Origin of the sequence: Streptomyces sp. NPDC088387, from assembly GCF_044753385.1 — a bacterium.
Classification (GTDB): domain Bacteria; phylum Actinomycetota; class Actinomycetes; order Streptomycetales; family Streptomycetaceae; genus Streptomyces.
The window spans coordinates 220779-233631 of the sequence record NZ_JBIVNC010000005.1; the positions used below are offsets into that span (position 1 = coordinate 220779).

Below are 12853 nucleotides of genomic sequence, written 5' to 3' on the forward strand. Positions count from 1 at the left end.
GTGATGCTGTGGTGCTCTCCCCCAGTGATCTCCACGATCCCATGCGCCACTGACAATCAGACGGGCGCGTTCCGCTTACGCTCCGGCGATTCCCCGGAAACCGGACACTTCACGACACCGGGCGTGAATCACTCCACGCCAGTTCGAACTCCTCGCGGTACGTGGCGAAAAGCCCGCCTTCGTCCACCTCGTCCGTCTTGACGACCCGGCTGCCGTTGCGCAGCACCAGCACCGGCGCCTCCATCCCCCGGGTGCGGCGCAGATACGACTGGACGACCGCTATGCCGTCGCTGCCGTCGCCGTCGACGAGGTAGGCGGTGAAGCGCGGCGTCTCGTCGTACACCTGGATCTCGAAGGCGCCGGGGTCGCGCAGCCGGGCGCGCACGCGCCGCATGTGGAGGATGTTCATCTCCACCGCGCGGCTCAGCTCGCCGCGCTTGATGCCCAGTTCGCGCTCGCGGCGCTTGACCGCGCTGGAGGCCGGGTTCAGGAACAGCAGCCGTACCCGGCAGCCGGCCTCGGCGACACGGACCATCCGGCGTCCGGAGAAGTTCTGCACCAGCAGGTTGAGGCCGATACCGATGGCGTCGACCCGGCGGGCGCCGCCGAAGATGTCCTCGGCGGGGAACTGGCGCATCAGCCGCACCCGGTCGGAGTGCACGGCGACCACGTCCGCGTACCGGTCGCCCACCAGGGACTCGACCGCGTCCACCGGCAGCCGGCGCGCGGACGGCACGTCGCCGCCCGCGCCGAGTACCTCCAGGAGCCGTGCGGAGGCCCGTTCGGCCTGGTTGAGCACGGCCTCGGACAGGGCGCGGTTGCGGGAGACGACGTTGCGGGTGACCTCCAGCTCGTCGAGGGCGAGCTCGACGTCCCTGCGGTCGTCGAAGTAGGGCTCGAAGCAGGGCCAGTGCTGCACCATCAGCTCGCGCAGCTGCGGCAGCGTCAGGAAGCTGAGGACGTTGTCGTCGGCCGGGTCGAGCAGATAGCCCTTGCGGCGGCTGACCTCGCGGACGGCGACGGCGCGCTGCACCCACTCCTGGCCCGCGGGCCCGGCGGCGGCGACCACCCACTCGTCGCCGTGCACGGGTTCGTAGATCGGGCGGACCAGGGCGGAGACCACCGCGCGCAGCCGCTGTTCGACGAGGTTCAGCCAGATGTAGGCCCGGCCGGCCCGCTGCGCGCGGGTGCGTACCTCGTGCCAGGCGTCCGCGTCCCAGTCCAGCTCCGGTCCTATGGAGCCGGTCTCCATCGGTCGGGCCAGGGAGACCGTGGCGGGTTGGACGTCCGCTGCGTTCCCCTCGTGACCCTCGTCACCAGGGGGCAACTCCAGCCCACCCGAGCCCACCCGCGCACCGCCTTCCGCTCCCCCGAGCTCTCCCCGTGTCAACGATCAAGGAAGGGTACTCCGGGAGCGGTCGGCGGTGCAGCAGGATGGACAGGCTGTTTCTCAACTACCGCTTTGCACATGCCCGTTCTGGTCGGCCAGCTCGGCCGGCGTGAGCGGATTCATAGCCGTGACGTCGCGCGGGGCCAGCGAGAAGCCCTGCCAGTGGACCGGCATGGGCTGCTGGTCCTCGTCGCGCGCGATGTGGTGGAAGCCGACGTTCATCCACACGACCGGGTTCTTCAGGGTCTGTCCGTTGACCCACTTGTCGACGCTCTTGCCCGCGCCGGCACCGCAGTTGAGCGGGTTGTTGCTGGCGTACTGCTCGCACTTGTTGTACTCGGTGAAGTACACGTCGTGCTTGGTGAAGGCGCGGCCCGGGTACTTGCTGGTGGCGCCCGGGACGATCTCGTAGGACCGCGCGTGGCCGTCCTTGTTCTTGCCGGCGTTGCTGACCACACGCCACCAGCGCATGTTCTTGGCGTCGCCGGCGAGTTCCTTGGTGACCTTGGTGCGGGTGGTCTTGTTCGTCGGGCCGGGGGCGCCGGCCGCGGGGGCGCTGACCTTCGAGTCGTACTGCTCGATGCGGTCCTTGGCGGTGCCGTCGAGGGCGAAGTTGAGCCGCCAGAAGACGTTGTGGCTGTGGCTGGTGGCGTAGGCCTTGGCGCCCTTGCCGATGGGCCAGCCGCGGCCGTCACCGGCGTCGTAGTCCTCGGGGGCGAGGCTGCCGGTGGCGCCGACGTTCATGTTGATGGTGCCGTCGTCCTGGAAGCGCCACTCCGTCATGTACTCGTACCAGCCGACCTGGTTGACGGTGTAGACGAGCAGGTCGGTGCCCTGGGCCTGGTAGACCTTGCCCGCCGTGTCGCCCTGCATGCGGTAGGCGTGGCCACGCGCGCGGGTGGTGGTGCACAGGCCCTTGACATCGGGATGCGCGGGGTCCCAGGCCTCCGGGACCCGGACCGTCTTGATCTTGCCGCCGGGGCATTCGCCGGGAGACAGCTCCATCAGGCCGGAGCCGAAGAAGTAGCTGGTGAGGTCGTCGTACTCGTTCTTGCCGTCGTCGTACGGCACATGGATCTGGCCGAGCTTGGCGCTGGCGAGGACCTTGATCGGCTTGGTCTCGCCGGGGGGCTGGTAGGAGATGTTCTCCAGGACCAGGCCGGCCTTGCTCTCGTATCGCCAGCACATCCGCCAGGTGGTGCCGCTCGCGAGCTTCTGCTCGATGCGGTAGGCGGCGCTGCACTCCGCGGCCGGGGCGGCGGCCCGGGGCTGGGCGGTCGCGGGTCCGGCACCGGCCGTGACACCGCCGGCCAGGCCGGCCATGGCGAGGGCGGCCACGGCCGTCCGCGTACCGGCACGGCTGCTTCTGTTGACGCGCATGAGAAAACTACTCCCTTGCATAAGGAGCGAGTTGGAAAAACGGACGGGGGTGCCGGGCGGGCGGGCCGGTCGTGGCCGCCTCCGGCGCCGGGGTCGGGCCCGGCGGTCAGTTCTTGAGCGCGGCCACCTTGCGGGTGCTCAGGTCGATCACCAGGGACCGGGCGTCTATCCACGGGCCGTTGACGACCTTCGGGAACAGCCGCGCGCAGCGGTGCTCACCGCACTTGTCGAGTGCGGCGGGCTGGGCGCCCGGCGAGGCCCGGAACACCATGCTGGTCAGCCGCAGCTGGTCCGTCGTGGTGAGTTCCTTGCCGGTGGCGTCCTTGTAGTCCGCCTTGAGGCCGGCGCCGAGCGGGTCGGCGAGCAGCAGCTCGGCCGCCTCCACGGTCTCCGCGCGGGTCAGCGGCGGCTGGACGCCGCGCTGGGTGCCGGTCCGCTCGACCTTGCCGGTGTCGAGGTTGACGGTCTTGGTGACGAGCGTGTCGTCCCGGTAGTCGTAGAACGAGACGTCCGCGCGGCGTGGCGCGTTCGGATCGTCGACCTCGGAGGCCTCCGGCTCGGCGAGGTCGATGCCGAGGCGCTGCGGCCCGCGGTCGCCGTCGACGCTCTCACTGGACCTGAAGAGCTGCTGGTTGAGCGCGAGCTTCTCGACGCGCTCCATCTCGTCGTCGGTGAGCGGGTCGCGGCCCTTGCCCCGCTCGCCCTCGGCGGGCGCCTCCTCGACGACGCCCGGCGCCACCGCGCCCTGCTGCCCGCCGCCCTGTCCGGCCGCCTGTCCCGCGGCCTGCCCGGCGGACTGTCCCCCGGCTCCGCCGTTCGCCGTGTCGTCCGCGCCCGCCGTGCCCGGCAGGGTGACGGCGACCATCACGGCCGTACCCGCGACCGCGATTCCGGCACCGGCCACCACCTTGCCCAGGTGGCGGTGCACTATCTTGCGCACATCTTCCCCCTACTCCCCCTGTGATCCCGGGAGTACGTGATTGGCCCCACTCGGTTCGGCATGCCGTGCGTCGCGCTGGGCACGGTATGCACTGGTCGCCCGGTAAGAGGGACGTAAGTCATAGGTGGTTCCATCACTTTCAGGGAGACTCGGACGCAAGGCACCCCCGCTGGCGTGGCACACCTGAAAGAGTCGTATCCATGCAGGTCTGGCCTGGAGAGGCGTATCCGCTCGGCGCCACGTACGACGGCGCCGGTACCAACTTCGCGGTCTTCACGGAGGCCGCGGACCGAGTTGAGCTGTGTCTGCTGCACGACGACGGCTCCGAGACGGCGGTGGAACTTCGCGAGAGCGACGCGTTCGTCCGGCACGCGTACCTTCCGGGCATCATGCCGGGACAGCGGTACGGGTTCCGGGTGCACGGTCCGCACGCGCCCGAGCGCGGACTGCGCTGCAATTCGGCGAAGCTGCTGCTGGATCCGTACGCGAAGGCGGTCAGCGGATCGGTCCGGTGGGGCGAGGAGGTCTACGGCTACCACTTCGGGTCGCCGGACAAGCGCAACGACCTGGACTCGGCGCCGCACACCATGACGTCGGTGGTGGTCAACCCGTACTTCGACTGGGGCGACGACCGGCTGCCGCGTACCGAGTACCACCACACGGTGATCTACGAGGCCCACGTCAAGGGCCTCACGATGACCCACCCGGGGCTCCCCGAGGAGCTGCGGGGCACCTACGCGGCGCTCGCGCACCCGGCGGTCATCGAGCATCTCACCAAGCTCGGGGTGACCGCCCTGGAGCTGATGCCGGTGCATCAGTTCGTCAACGACCACCGTCTGGTGGACATGGGCCTCAACAACTACTGGGGCTACAACACCATCGGCTTCTTCGCCCCGCACAACGCCTACGCGTCCTGGGGCGACCGGGGCCAGCAGGTCCTGGAGTTCAAGTCGGCGGTCAAGGCGCTGCACGAGGCCGGGATCGAGGTGATCCTGGACGTCGTCTACAACCACACGGCGGAGGGCAACCACCTGGGGCCGACGCTGTCGTTCCGGGGCCTGGACAATCCGTCGTACTACCGGCTCGCCGACGATCCGCGCTACTACACGGACACCACCGGGACCGGCAACAGCCTGCTCATGCGGTCCCCGCACGTGCTCCAGCTGATCATGGACTCGCTGCGGTACTGGGTGACCGAGATGCACGTCGACGGCTTCCGCTTCGACCTCGCGGCGACGCTGGCCCGGCAGTTCCACGAGGTGGACCGGCTGTCGTCGTTCTTCGACCTGGTGCAGCAGGATCCGGTGGTCTCCCAGGTGAAGCTGATCGCCGAGCCCTGGGACGTCGGCGAGGGCGGCTACCAGGTGGGCAACTTCCCGCCGCTGTGGACCGAGTGGAACGGCATGTACCGCGACACGGTCCGGGACCTGTGGCGCGGCGAGCCGCGCACGCTCGCGGAGTTCGCGTCCCGGCTGACCGGTTCCTCCGATCTCTACCAGGACGACGGGCGCCGCCCGCTGGCCTCGATCAACTTCGTGACCTGCCACGACGGGTTCACCCTCAACGACCTGGTGTCGTACAACGACAAGCACAACGACGCCAACGGCGAGGGCAACCGGGACGGGGAGAGCCACAACCGGTCGTGGAACTGCGGTGCCGAGGGCGACACCGAGGACTCCTCGATCGTCGAGCTGCGGGCCCGCCAGATGCGGAACTTCGTCGCCACGCTGATGCTCTCGCAGGGTGTGCCGATGATCAGCCACGGTGACGAGTTCGCCCGCACCCAGCACGGCAACAACAACGCGTACTGCCAGGACAGCGAGCTGGCCTGGGTGGCGTGGCCGGAGGACGGCAGCGGCATGCTGGACTTCACGCGCGCGATGGTGTGGCTGCGCCGGGACCATCCGGTGCTGCGGCGCCGGCGGTTCTTCCACGGGCGGCCCGTGGAGGGCACCCACGACGAGCTGTCCGACATCGCCTGGTTCACCCCCGAGGGCAAGGAGATGACCCAGCGGGACTGGGACTCGGCGCAGGCGTCGGCGCTGACCGTGTTCCTCAACGGCAACGCGATCTCGGAACCGGGTCCGCGCGGGGAGCGGATCGCCGACGACTCGTTCCTGCTGATGTTCAACGCGTCGCCGCGGCCGCTGGAGTTCGAGGTGCCGGTGAACCACGGGCGTCAGTGGCAGGTCGTCGTCGACACGGCCCGCACGGACGGAGTGCCGCCGGGCACGGGCCCGAAGGTGAACGCGGGCGAACGGCTGACCCTGGTCGACCGCAGCCTGACGGTGTTGCAGCGGCCGACCTAGCCGGGGGTGTGCCGGGGCGCCCCGACCGAGCCGGTCGGGGCGCCCGTCGCCCAGCGCCCCTCCACGCGGGTGGGCAGGCGTGTCGTGGCCGGTCCGACACGCGGGACATATGAGGCATACGCGGCCGGGCGCGCCGTCAGCGCGATGGCGCAGGCCGGCGCGGCGGCCCCGCTCGCCGTCGCGAACGCCGGCACCGGGCCCTGCGACTCGGCCAACCGGCCGTAGGCAGCCGCCCCAGAAGGACACCACCGGCAGCAGGGGCCGGTCAGCGCGATGACCTCGCGACAGGTCCGCCGTACTCCGTGCCGCTGCTTGATCGCCGTCGTTCGACGCCGGCCACGCGCGTGTGCACCCATGGAGGGGCCGATGACACGAAAGACCGCCACGGGGGTACGTAGGTTTGCATGACACCTGTGCGTCCCGCCCCCGTGGTGCCCACCGCCACCTACCGCCTTCAGTTGCAGCCCGCGTTCCCGTTCGGGGCCGCGGCGGCGGCCGTGCCCTATCTGGCCTCGCTCGGCGTCTCGCATCTGCATCTGTCGCCGGTGCTGGAGTCGGTGCCGGGGTCGACCCACGGCTACGACGTCGTCGACCACGCGCGTGTGCGCGAGGAGCTGGGCGGCGAGGAGGGGCTGCGCGCGCTGTCCCGCACCGCGCGGGAGCACGGTCTCGGCCTGGTCGTGGACCTCGTGCCCAACCACATGGCCATGGCGCCGCGCCACAACCACGCCCTGTGGGAGGTGCTGCGCGAGGGCCCCAAGTCGCCGTACGCGCGCTGGTTCGACATCGACTGGGAGGCGCAGGGCGGGCAGGTGCTGATGCCGGTGCTGGGCGGTCCGCTCGGCGGGGAGATCGAGCACCTGGAGGTGGACGGGGACGTCCTGCGCTACTACGACCACGCGTTCCCGCTGCGCGAGGGCACCGAGGAGCTGCCGCTGCCGCGGCTCCTGGACGCCCAGTGGTACCGCCCGGTGTGGTGGCGGCTCGCCCGCACCGAGCTCAACTACCGCCGTTTCTTCAGCATCTCCGAGCTGATCGGCGTCCGGGTCGAGGACCCGGAGGTGTTCGAGGCCACGCACGCGAAGACCCTGGCGCTGCTGCACGACGGTGTGATCGACGGGCTGCGCATCGACCACCCCGACGGACTCGCCGACCCCGACGGCTATCTGCGGCGGCTGCACGAGGCGACCGGCGGACGCTGGACGGTCGTGGAGAAGATCCTCGCCGACGGTGAGCCGCTGCCGGCCGCGTGGCCGGTCGCGGGCACCACCGGCTACGACGCGCTGCGGCACGTCGACGGGGTGCTCGCCGACCCGGCGGGCGCGGGCGAACTCCTCGGCCAGTACCGGCGGTTCGCGGCCCCGCAGACGGACCGCGGCGGTGACTGGGAGGCGACGGTACGGCGGGCCGCGTACCGGGTGCTCGGGCACGAGCTGGCGACGGAGATGGACCGGCTGACCCGCGCGGCGAGCCGGGTGTGCGCCGAGTCGCCGGACCCGGCGCTGCGCGACCGGGCCCCGTGGGCGCTGGGCACGGCCCTGCGCGAGCTGCTGGTCCGGATGGAGGTCTACCGGCCCTACACGTCCACCGACGCGTCCGCCGTCGTCACCGAGGAGGCGGCGGCCGAGGCCAGGCTCGCCTACGTCGTGCCCGAGGAGGCCGGCGCGGTCGACGTCGTACGGGAGCTGCTGCTCGGGCGGCACGGCGACGGGCCCGGCCACGACGAGCTGCGGGCGCGGTTCGCGCAGACGGCGTCGGCGCTGCGCGCCAAGTCGGTGGAGGACACGGCGTTCTACCGCTATGTGCCGCTGCTGTCGGCGACGGAGGTGGGCGGGAACCCGGGCGCCCCGACGGTGTCCCCCGAGGACTTCCACGCGTACTGCGCGCGCGTGCAGCGCGACTGGCCGGCCACCGGCACGGTCGTGTCCACGCACGACACCAAACGCAGCGCGGACGTACGGGCGGCGCTCGCCGTGCTCACCGAGAGCCCGCGGCGCTGGGCGGACGTCCTGACGGAGGTGACGCGCACGGGCGAGAGCGTGCCGGACGCGCAGCTGGCGTGGGCGGCCTGGCAGACCGTGTTCGGGCTGGGCCCGGCCGCGCCGGAGCGGGTCCGGGAGGCGCTGCTGAAGCATGTCCGCGAGGCCGGGCTGTACACGAGCTGGACGGAGCAGGAGCCGCCGTACGAGGAGGCCGTGGCGGCGTTCGTGGCGGCGGGCCCGTGCGGGCCGCCCGGGGAGCACGTGGCCGCGCTGCGCGGCGCCCTGGAGCCGCACATCCGGGCCAACGTGCTCGCCACCGCCCTCGTCCATCTGACGATGCCGGGGGTGCCCGACCTGTACCAGGGCACCGAGAGCGAGTACCGGGCGCTGGTGGACCCGGACAACCGGCGGTCCGTGCCGCTGCCGCCCGAGGAGCCGGGCGACAAGGGCGCGCTGACCGCGGCGGCGCTGCGGCTGCGGGCCCGGCGGCCCGAGGTGTTCGGCGACACGGCGACCTACGAGCCGCTCACCGCCGAGGGGCCGGCCGCCGCGCACTGTCTGGCCTTCGCGCGCTCCGGCGAGGTCGTCACCGCCGTGACCCGGCTGTCGCTGCGGCTCGCGGAGTCGGGCGGCTGGGCGGAGACCACGCTGGCGCTGCCGCCGGGCCGCTGGCGGGACGTACTGGATCCGGAACGGGAGTTCACGGGGCACGCGCGCGTGGCGGCACTTCTCGACCGCCTGCCGGTCGCGCTCCTGGAGCGGGTGGACGGGAAGGAGTGACCTGGGGGCGCCCACAGTGACCGCCCCCGCAGGAACCAGGGGGCGCCCCCCCACCCCCCAGTGGCCGCCCCCGCCCCGACGCACCCCGCCCCGCCTCCCCCGTCCCAGGCGCACCGCACACGCCCACGAAAAGCGGTGGGTCAAATGCATCCGGGCGCCCCCTGGAGCCTCCCCCGTCGCGTCCTTGACAGTTGCCACGGACCGTGGGGTACTGCGGGAGCAAGGCCGGGCGGACATGACGGGGGTGAGTCTCCTGCCGGAGCTGCGCTACCCCACCGTCACCGAACTGGTGTCGTCCGCACGCGCGCTGACCGCCGACAACCCCGGTCTGTGCACACTGCGGCAGGTTGGCCTCTCCCGCGCGGGACGCCCTCTCCATCTGCTGTCCGTGGGCCGCGCGCGCCGCGCGGTACTGGTCGTCGCGGGCGCGCACGCCAACGAGCCGACCGGCGGCTCCACCCTCCGGGTCCTCGCGCAACGTGTCTTGTACGAGCGGGAGTTGCGGGACGGCATGTCCTGGCACTTCCTGCTGTGCGCCGACCCCGACGGCGCGAGCCTGCACATCACGCCGGCGCCGCGCAGCCTGCTGGACTACCACCGCGGTTTCTTCCGCCCCGCCGGTCCCGAACAGCCCGAGTGGTCCCCGTCCGTGCTGCCGCCGGACCGGCTGCCGCCCGAGACCCGCGCCCTCACCGGCGTCATCGACGAGCTGCGCCCCTACCTCCAGGTGACGCTCCACGGCACCGATCTGGGCGGCAGCTGGGTGCAGTTGACGCGGGACATCCCGGGGCTCGCCGAGCCGTTCGCCAAGTCGGCGGCGGAGCTGCGCATCCCGGTGGAGACGGGCGCCTCGGACGCCGCGGGGTGGCCGGCCTCGGGGCCCGGTGTGCATGTGATGCCGGAGCCGGGCTCGGACGCGGCGTACCCGAGCATGCCGGACGACGCGCGCAACAGCACCTGGTACCACGCGCACCGCTACGGCGGTCTGACCGCGGTGGTCGAGGTGCCGATGTGGGCGAGCGACCTGGTCGACGACCCCGCGCCGCACCCGGCGCCGGCCGCGGCGCTGCGCCGGCTCGCGCACCGGCTGCTGCGGGACGCACTGGAGGTGGAGCGGGTGCTGGCGGAGGCGCTGCCGCGCCTGGAGGGGGTCGACGGTCCGCTGCTGCGGGCCGCGAAGTGGGGTCTCGAACTGGTGCCGGGGCTGGCCGCGGACTGGATCCACACGCCGCCGGCCGACTCCACGATGGCCTACGTCGGCAGTGTGGACGCCTTCGCGCGCCGGCTGCCGCTGCGGGCCGCCGCGATGCTGCTCCGGGTGTTGCAGGAGAACAACGACCGCGCGGCCCCGCGTCTGGAACGGCTCGTGGCCGCCTGGAGCGGCTCGTTCGCCGAGCGGTTCCGGGCCCGCTGGGTGCCGCTGGAGCACCAGGTCGAGCACCAGAGCCGCACGGTACTGGCGGCGGCCCTGCACGCGCGCGAGCGGGAGACCTGACGGCACACACGCGCGCAGGACCCGGACCCGTCCGGCGGACACGCGCGCGTGCGGGGCCGCGTCCCGCTCAGCCCTCCAGCGCGAACACCGCCCCCGTGTTGCCGCTCATCGAGCACTCGTTGGCGAAGGTCTGCCGGTACTCGACGGACCGTCCGTTCCACTGGCCGCTCGCGTGGGCGGTCACCGGCGCGTAGATCATCGGGCACAGGACGGCGGGGTCCATCGGGATGCTGCCGATGTCGCCGTCCACGGCGCCGAGCTGGTCGCAGGCCTCGGCGGCCCGGTCGTGGCCCTGGGGCGGGTTGCACATGAGGAGCGTGCCGCGTGTGTCGCTGGACTGGGCGTCGCCGCTCGTGACGGTCAGGTAGAACCAGTTGCCCGGGAGGGACGGCTGGGCGGTCGCCTGTGCCGGGACGGTGGCGGCGGCGAGGAGGGCGGCCGCCAGCAGACCGCCGCGCACCGCCCTCGCCGTACTCGAGTACGTGGTGTGGGTCATTCCCGTTGCATCGGCACGGCGGTGGCGGAACCCCACCCCGACTCACCCGAACGGGAGGGCCCCGCGGCTCCGGGCAGGGCGAGCGCGAACGCGTCGAGGACGACCTGCGACTGGTAGGCGACCTGGCGTTCCACGGGGATCCAGCGGGCGCCGCAGCCGTCGTGGAACTCGGCGACCCACATCTCGACGAGCCGTTCGAGCTCGGGCAGGACGTGCGCGGGGTCGTGTCCGGCCCGGCCGACGAGCTGGTGGAGCAGCCCTGCGGTGCGAAGCGCCAGCCGGCGTGCGGCCAGGCGCAGGGCGGTGAGGTGGGCGTTGGTGAGGGCCGGCAGCGCGCGCGTGCGGCGCATGTCGTCCCGGGTGTCGGGGTCCCAGGCGTCGGCGAGGCCGGGGCAGACGAGGAGGTAGTCGTCGACGGGCGCGAGCAGCGGGGCGGCGTCGGGCGCGGCGGCGACGTACGGCCGGCAGCGCGCCAGGAGTTCCTCCAGGAGCCGGGTGTCGTCGCGCAGGGTGCGGCTGACGGCCCGTAGCTCGGTGTCCGCGTCGGTGGGGGCGGAGCCGTCCTGCACGGCCGCCACGCCCCACATGGGGGCCTCCACGACGGCCGTGAGGGTGCCGTGCCGGTGCGGGTGGTACCAGGTGTTCTCGACGGCGGCCTCGGTGATCGCGGCGGCGAGGCCGCGGGGGCGGGGCGGCGGGATCCGGTAGACGGAGGGTGCGAGGCGCGGCCAGTAGAGCGTGTCGTACGGGCCCAGTTCGCGCGGGATGCCGAAGCGGGTGGCGGCGAGGGCGAGGCGCGGGGCGAGTCCGGGGAGGTCACGGGTGAGTTCGACGAAGCCGCCGCCGACGTCGACGCCGTGCAGCGAACACTGGAAGAAAGGTTTCACTTCGTCCTGGAGACCAAGCAGCGCCCGGGTCTCCGGGAGGGCGGCTCCGGCCGCGCCGTCGGGCAGCCACTCGGGCTGTTCGTGGAAGCCGGGGCGGAAGAAGTTCCGAAAGTAGTGGCCGAGTGTGTACGGACCCGCGAGCCAGCGTTCGTTGCGGCGCAGACCGTCCGGATCGAGGCAGAGCAGCAGGTCCCAGGTGACGTCGGCGTCGTCGTGCAGCGCCGGGTCGGCGAGCACCCGCTCGGCGAGCCGCAGCGCGGTGGCGCCGCCGACCGGCTCGTTGGCGTGCGGTCCCGCGACGACGAGGGCGTGCCGGGAGCCGTGTCCCACGGAGAGCAGCCACAGCGGGTTGCCCGCGCGGGAGGTGCCGGCGCGGCGCAGTCGGGCGTCCCTCGGGCTGCGGGTGACGAGCGCGGCGGCACGGGCGCCCAGCTCGTCGACGGTCGGATAGCGGACGAGGGGCGGCAGGACACACCTCCACGAACGGCGCCGTCGCTTCACCTGCTGTGCAGGCGTACGCACAGTCAGTCACGACTTCGGGGGGACGTCAACACTGCCGGAGGCAAAGGGTTCTCCGCCGCGCGGGCAAGGGGCTGGTGCCCCGATCAGCCCGCCGCCAGGCGGAACTCCATGGTGCCGAAGGAGACCTGGTCCCCCTCGCACACCACGACCGCGCCGATCACCCGGCGTCCGTTGACGGTGGTGCCGTTGGTCGAGCCGAGGTCGCGCAGCACCCACATGCCGCCCTGCCGGGTGAGTTCGGCGTGCACGCGCGAGACGGACGCGTGGTTCAGGCGCAGCCCGCTGGCGGGGTCGCGGCCGATGCGCAGCGCACGTCCCGCGGCCGGGTGCGGCAGCTGGAGCTTGGGCAGCCGCTCGGCCTGCCAGGCCCTGCGCAGCCGTACGGTGAAGCCGGAGAGGGCCTCGACGGTGCCGAACACCGCGCGGGAGAACCGGCTCTCGGTGGGCAGGTCGGCGGTGAGGAGGGCGAGTTCGTCGGAGCGGCGGGCGGCGAGCGCCAGTTCCATCCGGCGGACGAACGTGTCGTGCGAGAGGCGGCCCATGGCGGCGCCGTCACGCAACACCTTCAGCGCCTTGTCGCGCTCCGCGTCGGACAGCCGAGCGGGGTACGTGGGGAACTCGAATGACGACGTCACGTTCGTGATTGTCGGTCAGTGAACCCCGGGTGTCCAG

General features: G+C 72.5%; 9 protein-coding genes. 3 read left to right on the forward strand and 6 right to left on the reverse strand.

What is annotated here, in order from left to right; all coding sequences use genetic code 11:
* Positions 1-109: 109 nt before the first annotated feature.
* From ACIQAC_RS15745 to ACIQAC_RS15755, 3 genes are all read right to left on the reverse strand, one after another.
* A complete protein-coding gene (locus ACIQAC_RS15745) occupies positions 110-1348 on the reverse strand; it encodes an SAV2148 family HEPN domain-containing protein (RefSeq protein WP_402191753.1) in 1239 nt (412 codons plus the stop codon).
* A 102-nt stretch (positions 1349-1450) separates the two neighbouring features.
* Positions 1451-2770 carry a copper amine oxidase gene (locus tag ACIQAC_RS15750; protein ID WP_402191153.1) on the reverse strand — a complete coding sequence of 440 codons (1320 nt, stop codon included), beginning with the start codon at positions 2768-2770 and terminating at the stop codon, positions 1451-1453.
* Between the two features lie 106 nt (positions 2771-2876).
* A complete protein-coding gene (locus ACIQAC_RS15755) occupies positions 2877-3710 on the reverse strand; it encodes a Tat pathway signal sequence domain protein (protein WP_402191155.1) in 834 nt (277 codons plus the stop codon).
* Positions 3711-3910: 200 nt separating this feature from the next.
* Between ACIQAC_RS15755 and glgX the strand changes: the two genes are divergently transcribed.
* From glgX to ACIQAC_RS15770, 3 genes are all read left to right on the forward strand, one after another.
* Positions 3911-6019: a glycogen debranching protein GlgX gene (gene glgX / locus ACIQAC_RS15760; RefSeq protein ID WP_402191157.1), complete on the forward strand. Its 2109-nt coding sequence runs from the start codon at positions 3911-3913 to the stop codon at positions 6017-6019.
* Positions 6020-6423: 404 nt separating this feature from the next.
* The gene (gene treY, locus ACIQAC_RS15765) at positions 6424-8781 is read left to right on the forward strand and encodes a malto-oligosyltrehalose synthase (protein ID WP_402191160.1); all 2358 of its coding nucleotides are present in this window, start codon (positions 6424-6426) and stop codon (positions 8779-8781) included.
* Positions 8782-9025: 244 nt separating this feature from the next.
* Positions 9026-10276 carry a M14 family zinc carboxypeptidase gene (locus tag ACIQAC_RS15770; RefSeq protein ID WP_402191755.1) on the forward strand — a complete coding sequence of 417 codons (1251 nt, stop codon included), beginning with the start codon at positions 9026-9028 and terminating at the stop codon, positions 10274-10276.
* A gap of 67 nt (positions 10277-10343) precedes the next feature.
* Here the strand turns inward: ACIQAC_RS15770 and ACIQAC_RS15775 are convergent, their stop codons facing one another.
* The 3 genes from ACIQAC_RS15775 to ACIQAC_RS15785 form a co-directional block, all read right to left on the reverse strand.
* Complete coding sequence (locus ACIQAC_RS15775) at positions 10344-10772, reverse strand: SSI family serine proteinase inhibitor (protein WP_402191161.1); 429 nt, start codon at positions 10770-10772, stop codon at positions 10344-10346.
* Positions 10769-12160, reverse strand: a complete 1392-nt coding sequence (locus ACIQAC_RS15780) for a M14 family zinc carboxypeptidase (RefSeq protein ID WP_402191164.1) — start codon at positions 12158-12160, stop codon at positions 10769-10771. Before ACIQAC_RS15780 ends, ACIQAC_RS15775 begins: the two co-directional genes overlap by 4 nt.
* 104 nt (positions 12161-12264) lie before the next feature.
* Positions 12265-12816: an FHA domain-containing protein gene (locus ACIQAC_RS15785; protein ID WP_402191166.1), complete on the reverse strand. Its 552-nt coding sequence runs from the start codon at positions 12814-12816 to the stop codon at positions 12265-12267.
* Positions 12817-12853: the final 37 nt, after the last annotated feature.